The sequence below is a fragment of the Acinetobacter kookii genome (assembly GCF_900096895.1).
Classification (GTDB): domain Bacteria; phylum Pseudomonadota; class Gammaproteobacteria; order Pseudomonadales; family Moraxellaceae; genus Acinetobacter; species Acinetobacter kookii.
In genome coordinates, this window is record NZ_FMYO01000006.1 from 122,539 (window position 1) to 137,438 (window position 14,900).

Genomic DNA, 14,900 nt, shown 5'->3' on the forward strand with positions numbered 1-14,900 from the left:
AGACCGCTCAGGCGGTCTTTTTTATTGACCGGTTTAAGCAGCCGTATCGCTTGATCTTTTCAGCAGCAACTTTAAAAGATATTGATCTAATTGCTGTATTTCATCAGCACTAAATTGAAAGCCGAGTTTGGTTCTGCGCCATAAAATATCTTCACTGGTTCTTGCCCATTCCTGATCGACCAGATAGTCAACCTCTCTAGCAAACAGTCCATGACCAAAATCTTCACCCAGTTCACTTGTCGTTGAAATATCCTTTAAAAAATTCCACACCCGTGAACCATAAGCATGTGCCCAGCGCGAAGCCAATGACAAAGAAACCTGATCAATACCTTGCATAAGCTGCTGCATTAACAGCTCCACCGAAACCAGGTTTTCCGCACCCGGCAAACATGCCGTCTCGGTCCAGGATTTATTCATGTCCGGGAATGTGGGTGCCAAATGCGCCATTGCCGACTCTGCCAGTTTTCGATAGGTTGTGAGCTTGCCACCAAAGACTGAAAGCAAGGGTGCATCATTTTCCTGCGTAGGCGATATCGCCAAAGTGTAATCTCGGGTAATCGCCGATGGATTATCTGACTCGTCATCACACAAAGAGCGCACACCTGAATAGGTATATAAAATATCCTCAACCGTCAGCTGATGTTTAAAATGATCATTATAAACATTCAGCAAATAGTCCACCTCCTGCGAGGTGATTTTGACCTGATCCAGGTTGCCCTGATATTCATGATCTGTGGTACCAATTAAGGTGTATTGCTCCAGATAAGGAATGGCAAATACAATACGGTGATCATCATTTTGCAGAATGAACGCTTTATCGCCTTCATAAATTCTAGGCACGATAATATGACTGCCTTGGACAAGACGTAAACCATGTGGCGATTGCTGTTGTAAATTGTGTTCAATAAACTGGAGCACCCAAGGCCCAGTAGCGTTAACCAGGGCTTTTGCCTGCACCTGATAACTGCCCTGCGCATGTTCCAGATGGATGTTCCACACGCCATTTTCACGGTAAGCAGCGCTACAACGGGTTTGTGTGGCAATTTTGGCGCCCAGCTCATGGGCCTGCATGGCATTTAAAACCACCAGGCGCGCATCATCCACAGCACAATCCGAATATTCAAAACCCTGCGTCATTTCATCTTTCAGAGGACTGCTGGCTGGATCAAAATGAATATGCCGGGAAGCGGCTAATTTTTTCCGCTTGCCCAAATGATCATAAATAAATAAACCGGTCCGTATCAGCCATGCAGGACGTAAATGCGGTTGATGCGGCATGACAAAACGCAAGGGGCGAATAATATGGGGCGCTTTGGCTAGCAGAATTTCCCGTTCCAGCAAAGCTTCATGTACCAGGCGGAATTCTTTATATTCAAGATAACGCAAACCGCCATGGATCAGTTTACTGCTCGCAGAGGAAGTATGGCTGGCGAGATCGTCCTTTTCACATAAAAAAACGGATAAACCGCGTCCTGCAGCATCAACCGCAATACCCACGCCATTGATGCCACCACCAATCACCGCTACATCATAGACCGGATGACTCACTTGCATGTCCACCTCCTCTAGTCCTGTTCGAACAGTAAACTTAAATTTTCTGTTGTTCCAAGAAACTTAACACTATTTAAAGTGAAAGGACACCGAATAATTGTCGTTCACTTCCATGAAGACAAAATGGACAGCGTGTTTATTTTTATCAACTCCCCCAAAACTTGATCCCACTGCTTATTTATATACTTTCTTTTTACACTGTAAATTTTGCACATTTCTCATACAAAACTGAAAGAATCATAGGCTTATTCCACTTTAATAATGGGTTTAACATCAAAAAAACAATAGCAAAATGGACTTGTGCAGATGATTGAACAAAACGTTTCTCAAGTAAATTTAGACACCAAAACACGGGTCAAATCCATTCTTGGCGGTTCGGCAGGCAACCTGGTGGAATGGTATGACTGGTATGTCTATGCTGCTTTTACCTTATATTTTGCCCATGTCTTCTTCCCCAAAGGCAGCCAGACAGCACAATTACTTCAGGCAGCCGCCATTTTCGCAGTCGGCTTTTTAATGCGACCGATTGGTGCCTGGATTATGGGTATTTACTCGGATAAAAAAGGACGCAAATCCGGGCTTACCCTTTCTGTGACCTTGATGTGTATTGGCTCTCTGATGATTGCTGTTTCCCCAACCCATGATCAAATTGGCATATTCGCGCCTATTATTTTAGTAGTTGCCCGGCTCATCCAGGGCTTAAGTGTCGGTGGTGAATACGGCGCCAGCGCCACCTATTTAAGTGAAATGGCTGAAAGAAACCGGCGCGGCTTTTTCTCAAGCTTTCAGTATGTGACCCTGATTGCCGGTCAGCTGACTGCACTCTGCGTATTGCTGATTTTGCAGTTCGTCCTCACTGAAGAACAGCTGCATGACTGGGGCTGGCGTATTCCCTTCTTTATTGGAGCTTGTCTCGCCATTGTGGTGTTCTATATCCGTCGTGGATTGCTTGAAACGCAATCTTTTAAAAATGCTCAAAAAGATAAAACTCAGCCTGAATCTGGCATGTTTGCTTTATTTAAACATTATCCTAAACAAGCCTTTACGGTTTTATTTTTAACCGCTGGAGGTACGGTTGCTTTTTATAGCTATACCACCTACTTGCAAAAATACTTGGTGAATACTTCCGGATTTAGCAAACCTGCAGCCACACAAATTACGACTCTGGCGCTGTTCATTTTCATGTGTATACAACCTTTAGCCGGTGCTTTGTCAGATAAAATTGGACGTAAACCGCTCATGATTGCTTTTGGGGTCTTAGGCGTTTTATTTACCTATTTTATATTTGATCGTCTAGGTCAGACGCATGACTACTGGGCAGCATTTTGGCTCTGCCTGGCAGGTCTGGTTATTGTAACTGGCTATACCTCCATTAATGCAGTCGTCAAAGCCGAATTGTTCCCCGCCCATATCCGTGCCTTGGGCGTTGCACTGCCCTATGCCCTCGCCAATACCCTGTTTGGCGGCACGGCCGAATTTTTTGCCTTAAGTTTTAAGGAAGCCGGACATGAGTCCTGGTTCTTTATTTATGTCACGATTTTAATTTTTATCTCGTTGCTGGTTTATATCTTTATGAAAGATACCAAACACCATTCCGAAATTAAGGAACATTAATCCAAAACCAATCAAAAAAGCCTTTCTTTATTGAAAGGCTTTTTTGATTTATCTGTACGCTTAAATAAAATAAGTAGTGCATGTGCAATAAAAGCTCAAAAAATATTCTCTCAACTCAAGTGGACAGAAATGAACTTTGCCACAATCTTTATATTCATATGGCTACTCCCCAGTATGCAGTGTCAGACAAGTGATAATTAATTCGATTTAACCCGGTTGAATCATCCACTTCTAAGCCAGGAATGGTCACATTTGGAAAGCTTTTTTATGAGATATAAGCACGGTAAGATCGTTAAAAAATCGGGCTTATGGCATACTGAATAGAATAATAACGCCGGGAACTTTTGAAGATGAACAAGAGCTATAAATTGTTGGGTTTGGGTTTGATTGCGCTTGGACTGGCTGCCTGTCAAAGCACTCCGCGCCAATACAACGGTAATGTCGGCTATCAGATTGAAAGCAAGTCTACGGATAGTGCAACCTTGGCTTATACTCTGGCTATTCGTCAAAACCAGAAAGTTGATGAACAGAAATTACAACGTGCCTGTCAAAAAGTATTAGGTCTAAATAAACAATATAAATTAACGATCCTGAGCATTAGTGAAATTGCCAATCCGGAAATACAAACACCACACTATGGCCGTCAACTGGGTCAAAGTCGCACCAGCATCAGTCTCAGCAACACCCCAGATCTATATAACAGTGAAAATATGGCGACTCGCCAGTCGTTGGAGGCGCGTCCAAGTACCTTAAGTGTGGTGCGTTATACCTGCTCTTAAAATTTACAGGCTAGATAAAAATAAGACGCTGTTTATAGCGTCTTATAAAAACTGACATTACGAAATTCCTTTGCTTCATCCAGGTCCGGCCAGGTGGTCGCACTGCGCTCATCCAGCTTTTGATAGTTTGGATGACTAAAGTTTTTCACCCGACTGTCTGCCACCCATACCTCGGGTGCAAATTTCAGGAATTCATCCAGGAAAAAGCGGTTACATTGGTCATACAGCACATCTGCTGCAAGCAAGATATCGACTTGTTCTGCTTTATACAGATCATCCAGATATTCAAGCTCGACATCATTCAGTTCTGCATTGGCGCGACAGGCATCCAGACTAACCTGATCAATATCACAGCAGATTACCCGCTTCGCGCCTGCCATTTTCGCTGCAATCGCCACCACGCCCGACCCTGCACCAAAATCCAGAACCACCTTGTCTTTGACATGATGCGGTTCAGCAAGAAGCCACTGCGCCATAGCAAGTCCAGAAGCCCAGCAGAATATCCAGTACGGCGTATCATTCCAGATCCGGCGAATCACTTCGTCATCAAGTCTGTCAGTTGGAAATACAGGTGGAATGAGCCATAAAGAAATGGGGGTTTCAGGCAATTGCTGGGCAAGCAGTTCACAGTTCGGAATTACTTCATGCAAAGCTTGAATAAGATGTTCTGGGGCTTTTGGAAATTGAAAAGTACAGCTCATTGGATTTTTATTCGTTTTAATTTGAAAAAATTTGAAGATATTCCGCCTCCTTTTAGGAGAGGGTTATGGAGAGGTCTAAATTCCTGAGACTTCTTCCCTCATCCCAACCTTCTCCCTGAGCCGTATACGGCGCAAGAGAAGGAGTATCCATTATTTTTACAATGAATTTCCCCTCTCCTGAGCAAGATTTAAAGGATTGCTTTTAAATCGAAGCGCAAGAGAGGGTCAGGGAGAAGTCAATTTATTAACCCAAAGCCTTCTCAGCAGCTTCAACCGTTTGACGAATCAAAGTGGTAATGGTCATTGGACCTACACCACCCGGAACTGGTGTATAAGCAGAAGCGATTTCTTCGATCCCAACCAGTTGAATGTCACCGACACCACCGCCATCACGTGGGTGGAAACCGGCATCTACAACCACTGCACCTGGTTTGATCCAGTCTTTTTGAATCAATTCAGCTTTACCTACCGCACCAACAATGATGTCTGCCTGTTTTACAAAGCTTGCAAGGTCTTGGGTACGTGAATGGCAAATCGTGACTGTTGCATTTGCTTCAAGCAGCATTGCAGCCATCGGTTTACCCAAAATTGCAGAACGGCCAACAACAACGGCATGCTTACCTGCAATTTCAACGTTGTTTTCTTTCAGAATGGTCATGATGCCTGCAGGCGTTGCAGAACCATAAGCCGCTTCACCCATTGCCATACGGCCATAGCCCAGGCAAGTTACACCGTCTACGTCTTTCGCCAGTGAAATGGCATCAAAACATGCACGCTCATCAATTTGCGCAGGTACCGGATGCTGTAACAGAATACCGTGAACATCTGGGTTCGCGTTTAATTTTTCAATTTCCGCAAGCAACTGTTCAGTTGTGGTTTCCTTTGGAAGCTCAACTTTGAGTGAATCCATACCAACACGGCGGCAGGCATTACCTTTCATACGAACGTAAGTTGCAGATGCACCATCATCACCCACCAAAATAGTCGCAAGGATTGGAGTACGACCTGATTTTGCTTTTAACGCTTCTACGCGAGTTAACAAATCAGCCTCAATTTGCTTTGCCAATGCACGACCATCTAATACTAATGCCACGGCACTTCTCCCAAATGTTGATATGAATCAATTTCGCACATTCTACATGAATATTTTAAATATTTTCCGTTATATGCTGCTTTTCTGCACATCTGCATAAATCTACTATTGTTTTTTTTTCAGGGCTTGATAATATACGCAGCAACAAGAGATGGCGGGGTGGCAGAGTGGTCATGCAGCGGACTGCAACTCCGTGTACGCCGGTTCGATTCCGACCTCCGCCTCCAATCTTGTTAAGCCCGAGTGGTGAAATCGGTAGACACAGGGGATTTAAAATCCCCCGCCCACAAAGCGTGCCAGTTCGAGTCTGGCCTCGGGCACCATTCTTAGCCTACTAAGATGGTGTAAATAAAGAATCCAGCGACCAGCTGGTTTTTTTATGCCTGAAATTTCTTCCAGACCCCTCTCTTATTTCACGCTCTTTCATTTCTTTGTTAATGATGATTCTGTAAATAACCCTGCAGGCTAGCTTCCAGCTCTTGCTGCAAATGTGCTGGCTTTATTATTTTCACATAAGGAATCCAGTAACGTACCAGCGGGTTCAATTCTTTCTGATGCCGAATTTGACAACTCATCAACAGCCCTTCTGTTTCCGATTCATCTAGAATCGCTTGTTCTGGAAAAATCCGGCGTTGCTTAAAATAAATCGAAGCCTCTGGGTGCACAGATAAAACTACTTCCTGTTTTTCGTACTGAAACCAGATGCCTTCATCATCTTCCAATTGCTGCAAGATAGTCTGATCATGTTCAAACGCTGAAAGCCGATGGCTACAGATAATTTTCTCAATACGCCCCAGACGGTAAACGCGCAGTTCCTGCTTGCGTACAGCCGCCAAATACCAGTTGCCCATGTGATGAATTAATCGATAGGGTTTTACAACCCGTATTTGGCCTCTGTAAAGCAAAGCGATTTGTTGTCTTTTTTGAATACTTGCAGTGAGCACCTTGAAATGTTCAGCATACTGGGTATTGTCTTCAAAATTGTAGCCTTTGGCAGAAAAAACCGGATTGGACCGATTGTCGAACAGTTCCCTTAAAAAGGAGATATCTAAAGAGGGATAAAGATTCTGAATGCCAGACAGCTGGGCAAAATTTTGGATATCCTGTAATTTAAAGCGCCCAAAATAGGAAGAATCCAGGTAAAATTTTTTGGTTTTAGTGTCTTGAATAAGTGGAAGATAAGAATTTAAACGATCAAAATCACGCTCTATGGTTCGGCTACTGACCCGAAACTCAAGCGCCAATTCATGCACGCTCAGTTGATGCCCTACATTAAGCTTTGTCAGTATACGGGCCAAACGTTCTGCAAGACGCTCATGTGTTGAAGGATGACCCTTCATAAAACCCCTCTTTGTGCTTTGCAGCACAACGCTTAAAATGCGTAAAATTATTCAATTATGAAAAAATTATAGCGTCAATTAAAAACGTGTTTCTGAGTATTTTCTCCGACTTAAGGCTAATATGGCGGCTTTAAAAGTTATTGAATCGAACGTATCCGACGGCTTTTTTTGCCTTTACCATTCAGGCGTTCGACATAACGCTCCAGATGTAGCATGGCTTTATAAAACTGATGCAGATTAGAAGGCAATACCTGATTGCAAATAATGGCTTTATGCAATCTTTTCAAGGCACGTAAGCCATGTTCAGATGTATAAGGAGCTGAGACTATTTTCATAATATTCTTCCTTTTATTACATGACGCTTCAATTAAAACCAATCAATTTAGTCGGATTATCTTAAAACTTAATTTACCTCCTGGTTCTGACAGGTTGTGTCAATTAATCGACCTTTTTTACCATTTTTTAAAATTTATGACCTTTTTTCTATTCATTAATTTAAATTAGTTATCATTTTTTATTACATGCAAAATAAAAGCCAACATCTGTTGGCTTTTATTTTATTTAAAGCTGGAATCGTTAGATGATTTCCACCACAACTTTACCGACATGCTCACCGGTATCCATCACCGCATGTGCATCCTGAATCTGGTCAAACTTGAAAGTTTTATAGATCATTGGCAAGCATTCTCCTTTTGCCCACAGCGGAGCAACCTGCTCTTTTAAGCCTTGAGCAATTTCAGCCTTTTCAGCAGTATTACGTGCACGCATGGTTGAACCGGTAATGGTCAGGCGTTTCATCATGATTTGACCGAGTTTGACCTCTTTGGCTTTGGCCCCACCCAAGAAAGCGATATAGACCAGACGACCGTCACGACGCAGCAGATTCAGGTTTTTCTCCAGATATGGCGCACCGACCATATCCAGAATCACATCGACACCGCCATTCTCTGTAACTTCATTAATGACTTGCTCGAAGTCTTGAGTCTTATAATTGATGGCATGGGTTAAATCTGAAATGGCCGCAACTTTTTCATCGGTCCCTACAGTGGCAAAAGTTTTGATGCCGAGTGATTTACACAGCATTAAAGCAGTGGTTCCAATTCCGCTGGTTCCACCATGCACCAGTACCGTTTCCCCTGCTTTGGCTTTACCCATCTGGAACACGTTGGCCCATACGGTAAAGAAAGTTTCAGGAATCGCCGCTGCCTGAGTAAAGCTCACGCCTTCAGGAATTGCCAAGGTTTGGCTTTCAGGCACCACACAATATTCCGCATAACCGCCGCCATTGGTCAGGCCGCAAACCTTATCGCCAACCTTAAACTGGCTAACACCACTACCCACGGCCACCACTTCACCGGCCACTTCCAGACCCGGTACAGGCGTTACCCCTTTAGGCATTGGATATAAACCCTGGCGCTGCAAAATGTCAGGACGGTTAATACCAAAGGCATGTACTTTTACCAAGACTTCATCTGCTTTAGCTTCAGGTACTGCAACAGTTTCGTAAGCGAGTTTATCCACGCCGCCCGGTTCTGTGATAATGACTTGTTGCATCGTCGCTTGTGACATAGTTTATTCCTGATCTATTCATTGCTTTTTAAATTTACCGCCCTATTTGAACATAGAAATAGCTGGGAATGAATAACCGTGGACTTATGTATAATCCTCTCACTATTCAGCAAAATAATATGAGATAGCACATGGCAACCATTCAAAAAGCTAAAATGCAGGATATGGATGCTATCTTAGGCATCTGGCTCAATGCTTCCTTGCAGGCGCATGATTTTATTCCTGCTGCTTACTGGGAAAAGCAGCTGATTCCGATGCGTGATCTTTATCTACCTTTGGCCGAAAATTTTGTCATTAAAGAAAATCAAACAGTGCTGGGTTTTGCGTCTTTATTAAGATCTGAGGCGGTGTTGGCTGCACTTTTTATTGCACCTCATCAGCAAGGTTCTGGATATGGCAAATGTTTAATTGATTTTTTAAAACAGCAATGTGATGAATTGCATTTAAATGTTTATGCTGAAAATACCGCAGCGGTCAATTTTTATCGGCAGCAGGGTTTTAAAATCATCAGCCAAGCCCTAGATAAAAACACCGGTCATGCAGAATTGAGTATGACTTGGTCCAAGCCTTAATTTGGAAAAGATAAGGACAAATTGATGTCAGCCGTCATTGCATACAATGAAGATAATTATAGTGACTTTGAATGGTTTGAAGGCCTGGCAGTCATCCGTTTCTATGCCGACTGGTGCAAACCCTGTGTACAGAACTTCCCTGTCTTTGAACAGCTGGCCGCTCATTATGCTGAAGTCAAACCCGAGATCAAATTCGGTAAGATCAATGTCGATCAATCCCCGATTCTGACCTTGCGCTATAACGTTTATGGTTTGCCTTCTACACTGATTTTTAAAAATGGACAAATCATTCAACGGATTGCAGGGGTGAAAAGTTTGAATGAAATGAAAAGTATTGTTGATTTAATGGACTAATATAAAATTATCTTTGCTGATCAATAAAAATACTCAATTGAATATTGTAGCGTCATTTCAGTAAATCTTACTTTATTTCTATTATTATTCAATATATTGTAAGACCCACACCGACAATAAAAAATACTCAATTATTATGGATTTAAAAGTCATTTTCCTATTTTGCCTGTTCCCTTGTTTGGGCATTATTTTCCTGACATGGTTGTTGCGTTTTCCTTGGGCCTGGCTATTTAAAACTGTGATTGCTTTTGAAGTTGTAGTTGCAATTTTGGTATTTGTCATTGAGCTTGATGCAAGAAAAACACCTGAGAATAGCGGCTGGATCATGATCTTTGCAGCCGTCTTTCAGATCTATTTTGCCGTACTGCTTATGTTGACCCGCTTAGTGATCTGGCTGATAAAAAAACGGGGCTAAATCTTATATATTCATCCCGTCTCTTATATTCCATGGTTTTGACAGTTTTTAAATCAAACCGAATCGTTTTTTACTTAGGCATTTCTACAAATTGCATTAGAAATTTACGTACCAATGGCAGCACGACCAGAATCAATGGAAATGCCATCAGCCATGACAAGCTCCAGGCATGTAGCCATAATGAGATAAACTGGTCACTCCAGCCTTTATTCAGCAGCATGTTAAAGCAGGAAATTGCTCCACTCATAATGCCCGACAGAATAAGGGGCATCAGCCAGGTTAGATGCTTAGGGTGAAATTTTGGGAGATTATTTTTCATCATTTAACCTGATCTTTTAAATCGTGAATCGAATTACAAACGGGTAATGTTCGCTGCGGCTTGGTCAATCTGTTCTGCAATCTTTAGAACGTCTTTACTGCTTAATTCAGCATGAGACAGCTTTAAACGCAGGGAAGTTTTCAGGTTTTCCATCGCACGTTTGATATCAATAAACTGTTCGTTGTTGTGGATTTGCTTACGCGTATTAAAACGGTCGAGAACTTTATTGACCTCTTGTTGATGCGCGGCTAAATGTTTTAGGCCTTTGGCTGTAATATGATATTGCTTGCGCTCATCCACACTCAGCTTTACTTCTGTGTAATGGTGTTCTTCAAGATAGTTGATGGTCGGACAGATGGTGCCGGTGCTCGGCTTGTAGTTTCCACCAACCAAAGCAGCAACATCTTTGATAATGTCGTAGCTAAACTTTGGGGATTGGGCAATAAAGTGCAGCACCAAGAGCTTCATTTCGCCTGCTTCAAACAGGCGTTTTCGGATTTTAACAGGACTTTCGCTAACTGCGAGAAGGTCTGAATTTGGCATAGCTAAGACATACCTCAAAAACCATTAAGATATATCTTAATATATTTTTAAAATTTTAGTCACCTCTATTTTTTAATTATTTTAGATTTAGATGACCTCTAAATTCCTTCAATTTTTATCCTACTCCAATATAATAATGAGACTTTTTATGTATATTTTCTAATAACATATCAAAATTATTAAAAAAAATTTATGTTTAATATTTCAATTTTGAATTTTTTAAATTGTTATGAAGCTATTTTAAGAATTCAGTTAATATTAATTATATAAACTCAAAGTGTTTTGATCCTTCCATTCCATTTAAGAATTTTAGAAAAGTTTTACATTAAAGAAGAACTTTCATATTTATAATGCTTCTTTACTAAGCTTTATCAAGTCTTTAAGCTTATCTCTCCATTCATTGATAACCTTATTATGTTCTGCTTCATTGAACTTCACACTTTTTAATCCTAATTCTGAACGAAAAGCATTAAGTAAATCTATATTAACTTTGGCCATCTCTCCTTTTAATTCAAAAAGTTTAATATTTGCTATATCTTCCAATTCACATCTTTTTAAAATTAACTTTAGCCTTTCATCTACATATTCTTTTTTTAAATTACTAACAGCTTTTTTGTGTTCCAAAGCTCGTTGTGTAGCATTCATGTCCCCTTTAACAAATGCATCATAATATTTTTGCTGTAAAAAAATTATTTCATTTTCAAAATTATTAATTATAGGGTCAATTGCAGAAATCTCACTTTTTATATCAATAATTGCGTAACCCAACTCAATCATTTGGAAATAAATAGATATATAGGTATTCTCCCATCTATTCACTATCTCCAAAGAGTCAAGATGCAAAACCATTTTTACTTTTGTAAGACTCTGAAAAAATTCAATAGGTAATTCAATATTTTCATTAATTGCTACATAAATTGGATGTTTCAACTTATACAATGCTGAATCAATATTCTCTGCCAAATTCATGAAAATATTAAGTTTAAGCTGGAGTTCTCGACTTTTTCTATTATGTCTGACCGTTAATAAACTGAATACTATAGTCACTAATACTGTGCATAATGCAATTAAACTTTGATTAGTTTTCAAAAAGACTAAGAATTCATTCATTATTATGATTATCAAAAATTTAATTTTAATATTCTACATAAAAAACCCGCCTTTCGGCAGGTTTTTTAAATCAATTCAATCTATTAAAGACGAACCAATTCCACAATTTTCTCAGCCAATTCTTCAACCGACTCTTGCGCGAAGCTTACATCTGTACCTTCCGCAACAGTGGTAATCACCGCAATACCTGTTTCACGAAGCAGTGCAACTTGCGCAGCATCAAGGTCAGCTTTGGCAATCGTAACAATACCTTGTTGAAGCAACAGGTTTTCAAGCGCTTGTGCACTTTCCAGTGCTTTGGCAGATACCGTAATTGACGCAGGTTTTTGACCCAAACGTGCTGCACGGTCTTCCGCAGTGACAGGGTTGCTATGTGCAGTCCACTCAACCGACTCTTCAACCATACCTGCACCAATCGTTACGTTGTTCAAACGATCAATGAAGATAAACGAACCGGTGTAACGGCTGTCCTGATAACGGTCAAAGACCACTGGCGCATCAAATTCAACAGTCACATTGGCAATCGCATTCAGCTCAAGGTGATCCACTTGCATTTGCTCAAGCGTATTCACATTGGTACGGAAGTTAATGCCAGTCACTTTGGCAGGCACAGTTTGCGTACCAATCTTGATATTATACAGCTTGCCAATTACTAACGGCTGATCCGCCATCCAGACCACAGTCGCTTTCACTGAACGTGAAATGGCAGGAACAGCCTGATCCGCACGAACCAGCATATTACCGCGTGATACGTCAATTTCATCGTTTAGCGTAAGTGTGACTGCTTGACCTGCAAATGCATGTTCAAGGTTGCCATCAAAGGTAACGATTTCTTTAACGGTTGAAGTCTTACCCGATGGTAAAGCAACAACTTTATCGCCCACATTGATTTCACCCAGCGCAATCGTACCTGCGAAACCACGGAAGTCGAGGTTAGGACGGTTGACATACTGTACAGGGAAACGGAAATCACGTTGCGCGGTATCGCGGTTAATTTCAACAGACTCAAGCGTACCCATCAAGGTTTCACCAGTGTACCACGGCGTATTGGCAGACTTGTTCACCACGTTATCGCCATTCAATGCAGAAATAGGCGTAAAGATGATGTTGCTTGGCTTGCGGTCGCCTAACTGGTTTACGAAGTTGGCATAATCGGCCTGAATTTCATTGAAGCGCGCTTCAGAGAATTCTACCAGGTCCATTTTGTTGATCGCAACAATAATGTTCTTAATACCGAGCAAGCTTGCAATATAGGTATGACGGCGGGTTTGGGTTTGTACACCGTAACGCGCATCAATCAGGATGATTGCAAGGTCACAGGTAGATGCACCTGTCGCCATGTTACGGGTGTATTGCTCGTGTCCTGGAGTATCGGCAATGATGAACTTGCGCTTTTCGGTAGAGAAATAACGGTAAGCCACATCAATGGTAATCCCCTGCTCACGTTCAGCTTGCAGACCATCTACAAGTAACGCCAAGTCAGGTGCATCACCCGTTGTACCGACTTTTTTCGAGTCACGGGTTACGGCTTGCAATTGATCTTCATAAATCAATTTTGAATCGTAAAGCAAACGACCGATTAAAGTCGATTTACCGTCATCCACATTACCGCAAGTCAGGAAACGTAGCAGGTCTTTATTTTCGTGCTGTTTTAAATACGCCAGAATATCCTGGCTAATCAATTCTGATTGATGAGACATTGCTCAAAGCTCCACAAATTCGTTGAAATCAGTTTTTAATCCCCCTGTTTCCCCCTTTTAAAAAGGGGGACTTTCATCAGGAAATTAGAAGTAACCTTCCTGCTTTTTCTTCTCCATCGAGCCTGCTTCATCATGGTCAATCATACGACCTTGACGTTCAGAGCTGGTGGCTAAAAGCATTTCCTGGATAATTTCCGGCAAGGTGTTGGCAGTTGATTCAACTGCACCCGTTAACGGGTAACAACCTAAAGTACGGAAACGTACCGATTTCATTTGTGGAACTTCGCCTTCATGTAAAGGCATACGTTCATCATCAACCATAATCAGTGTGCCACTACGTTCAACTACAGGACGTTCTGCAGCCAAATAAAGTGGTACTAATGGAATGCTTTCCAAATAGATATATTGCCAGATATCAAGCTCAGTCCAGTTTGATAACGGGAATACACGAATACTTTCGCCTTTGTTCACTTTACCGTTGTAAAGGTTCCAAAGCTCAGGACGCTGGTTTTTAGGGTCCCAACGGTGCTTTGTATCACGGAACGAATAAACACGTTCTTTGGCACGTGATTTTTCTTCATCACGGCGCGCGCCACCAAAAGCAGCATCAAAACCGTATTTATCCAAAGCCTGTTTTAAGCCCTGGGTTTTCATGATGTCGGTATATTTAGAACTGCCGTGATCAAACGGGTTGATTCCAGCGTCTTTACCTTCTTTGTTTTGATGCACGATCAAATCGAAACCATGGGTTTTCGCCATATTGTCGCGGAATTTGATCATATCTTTGAACTTCCAGCCCGTGTCTACATGCAGTAGCGGGAATGGAAGTTTTGCAGGATAGAATGCTTTTAAAGCAAGATGCAGCATTACTGCAGAATCTTTACCAATAGAATACAACATGACCGGATTTTCAAATTCGGCAGCCACTTCACGGATAATGTGAATACTCTCAGCTTCAAGCTGTTTAAGATGAGTAAGTCTTTCCTCAGTTATGGACATTTACAACACCAGCTCAGATCAACGTGTACTTATTACACTTTTAAAAATATATATATTCATTATAGAGATTTAGTTATCACATCTATTGCTTGTTTTATTATATTGATATGCATATTTGTCATATAAAGCTTAACTAATAAAGAGTATAAGTTTTTATTAATGATTCACTTAAATGATGTTCTATTATTTTATCCAGATGCGCCCTTTACCACAAGCCAACATTAAAATGTACAAAATCTAA

16 protein-coding genes and 2 tRNA genes are annotated in these 14,900 nt (G+C 41.3%); 7 read left to right on the forward strand and 11 right to left on the reverse strand.

Annotation, left to right across the window (positions count from 1 at the left end):
• Window positions 1-33: 33 nt before the first annotated feature.
• Window positions 34-1,554 carry a glycerol-3-phosphate dehydrogenase gene (gene glpD, locus BLP85_RS10095; RefSeq protein WP_092819961.1) on the reverse strand — a complete coding sequence of 507 codons (1,521 nt, stop codon included), beginning with the start codon at window positions 1,552-1,554 and terminating at the stop codon, window positions 34-36.
• 303 nt (window positions 1,555-1,857) lie between these two features.
• Here glpD and BLP85_RS10100 point away from each other — a divergent pair, with 303 nt between their 5' ends.
• Together BLP85_RS10100 and BLP85_RS10105 are read left to right on the forward strand one after the other, a co-directional pair.
• A complete protein-coding gene (locus BLP85_RS10100) occupies window positions 1,858-3,165 on the forward strand; it encodes an MFS transporter (RefSeq protein ID WP_092819962.1) in 1,308 nt (435 codons plus the stop codon).
• A 350-nt stretch (window positions 3,166-3,515) separates the two neighbouring features.
• Window positions 3,516-3,944, forward strand: coding sequence for a hypothetical protein (locus BLP85_RS10105; RefSeq protein WP_092819963.1), 429 nt, complete (start codon window positions 3,516-3,518; stop codon window positions 3,942-3,944).
• 32 nt (window positions 3,945-3,976) lie between these two features.
• Here BLP85_RS10105 and BLP85_RS10110 read toward each other — a convergent pair whose 3' ends face one another.
• On the reverse strand, window positions 3,977-4,645 hold the full coding sequence (locus BLP85_RS10110; protein ID WP_092819964.1) for a class I SAM-dependent methyltransferase: 669 nt from the start codon (window positions 4,643-4,645) through the stop codon (window positions 3,977-3,979).
• 244 nt (window positions 4,646-4,889) lie between these two features.
• Entirely contained in the window at window positions 4,890-5,738 is an 849-nt protein-coding gene (gene folD, locus BLP85_RS10115) for a bifunctional methylenetetrahydrofolate dehydrogenase/methenyltetrahydrofolate cyclohydrolase FolD (protein ID WP_092819965.1), read from the reverse strand.
• 153 nt (window positions 5,739-5,891) lie between these two features.
• Here folD and BLP85_RS10120 point away from each other — a divergent pair.
• Window positions 5,892-5,965, forward strand: a tRNA-Cys gene (locus BLP85_RS10120).
• A 10-nt stretch (window positions 5,966-5,975) separates the two neighbouring features.
• Window positions 5,976-6,061, forward strand: a tRNA-Leu gene (locus BLP85_RS10125).
• A 111-nt stretch (window positions 6,062-6,172) separates the two neighbouring features.
• On the opposite strand, the gene BLP85_RS10130 is transcribed toward BLP85_RS10125, so the two are convergent.
• The 3 genes from BLP85_RS10130 to BLP85_RS10140 form a co-directional block, all read right to left on the reverse strand.
• Window positions 6,173-7,078 (reverse strand): helix-turn-helix transcriptional regulator, encoded by a 906-nt coding sequence (locus tag BLP85_RS10130; RefSeq protein WP_092819966.1) that lies wholly within the window; start codon window positions 7,076-7,078, stop codon window positions 6,173-6,175.
• 137 nt (window positions 7,079-7,215) lie between these two features.
• Window positions 7,216-7,413, reverse strand: a complete 198-nt coding sequence (locus tag BLP85_RS10135) for a hypothetical protein (protein ID WP_092819967.1) — start codon at window positions 7,411-7,413, stop codon at window positions 7,216-7,218.
• Between the two features lie 241 nt (window positions 7,414-7,654).
• The gene (locus BLP85_RS10140; RefSeq protein WP_092819968.1) at window positions 7,655-8,647 is read right to left on the reverse strand and encodes an NAD(P)H-quinone oxidoreductase; all 993 of its coding nucleotides are present in this window, start codon (window positions 8,645-8,647) and stop codon (window positions 7,655-7,657) included.
• A gap of 131 nt (window positions 8,648-8,778) precedes the next feature.
• Between BLP85_RS10140 and BLP85_RS10145 the strand changes: the two genes are divergently transcribed.
• From BLP85_RS10145 to BLP85_RS10155, 3 genes are all read left to right on the forward strand, one after another.
• Window positions 8,779-9,219 (forward strand): N-acetyltransferase, encoded by a 441-nt coding sequence (locus BLP85_RS10145; protein ID WP_092819969.1) that lies wholly within the window; start codon window positions 8,779-8,781, stop codon window positions 9,217-9,219.
• 24 nt (window positions 9,220-9,243) lie between these two features.
• Window positions 9,244-9,573 carry a thioredoxin family protein gene (locus tag BLP85_RS10150; RefSeq protein WP_092819970.1) on the forward strand — a complete coding sequence of 110 codons (330 nt, stop codon included), beginning with the start codon at window positions 9,244-9,246 and terminating at the stop codon, window positions 9,571-9,573.
• Between the two features lie 178 nt (window positions 9,574-9,751).
• Window positions 9,752-9,988 carry a hypothetical protein gene (locus BLP85_RS10155; protein ID WP_228143286.1) on the forward strand — a complete coding sequence of 79 codons (237 nt, stop codon included), beginning with the start codon at window positions 9,752-9,754 and terminating at the stop codon, window positions 9,986-9,988.
• 70 nt (window positions 9,989-10,058) lie between these two features.
• On the opposite strand, the gene BLP85_RS10160 is transcribed toward BLP85_RS10155, so the two are convergent.
• From BLP85_RS10160 to cysD, 5 genes are all read right to left on the reverse strand, one after another.
• Window positions 10,059-10,307, reverse strand: a complete 249-nt coding sequence (locus tag BLP85_RS10160; RefSeq protein ID WP_092819972.1) for a DUF2798 domain-containing protein — start codon at window positions 10,305-10,307, stop codon at window positions 10,059-10,061.
• 33 nt (window positions 10,308-10,340) lie between these two features.
• On the reverse strand, window positions 10,341-10,850 hold the full coding sequence (locus tag BLP85_RS10165) for a PadR family transcriptional regulator (protein ID WP_092819973.1): 510 nt from the start codon (window positions 10,848-10,850) through the stop codon (window positions 10,341-10,343).
• Window positions 10,851-11,195: 345 nt separating this feature from the next.
• Entirely contained in the window at window positions 11,196-11,960 is a 765-nt protein-coding gene (locus BLP85_RS10170) for a hypothetical protein (protein ID WP_086198719.1), read from the reverse strand.
• An 83-nt stretch (window positions 11,961-12,043) separates the two neighbouring features.
• Window positions 12,044-13,660: a sulfate adenylyltransferase subunit CysN gene (gene cysN, locus BLP85_RS10175; protein WP_092819974.1), complete on the reverse strand. Its 1,617-nt coding sequence runs from the start codon at window positions 13,658-13,660 to the stop codon at window positions 12,044-12,046.
• Between the two features lie 84 nt (window positions 13,661-13,744).
• Complete coding sequence (cysD, locus tag BLP85_RS10180) at window positions 13,745-14,653, reverse strand: sulfate adenylyltransferase subunit CysD (protein ID WP_171259703.1); 909 nt, start codon at window positions 14,651-14,653, stop codon at window positions 13,745-13,747.
• Window positions 14,654-14,900: the final 247 nt, after the last annotated feature.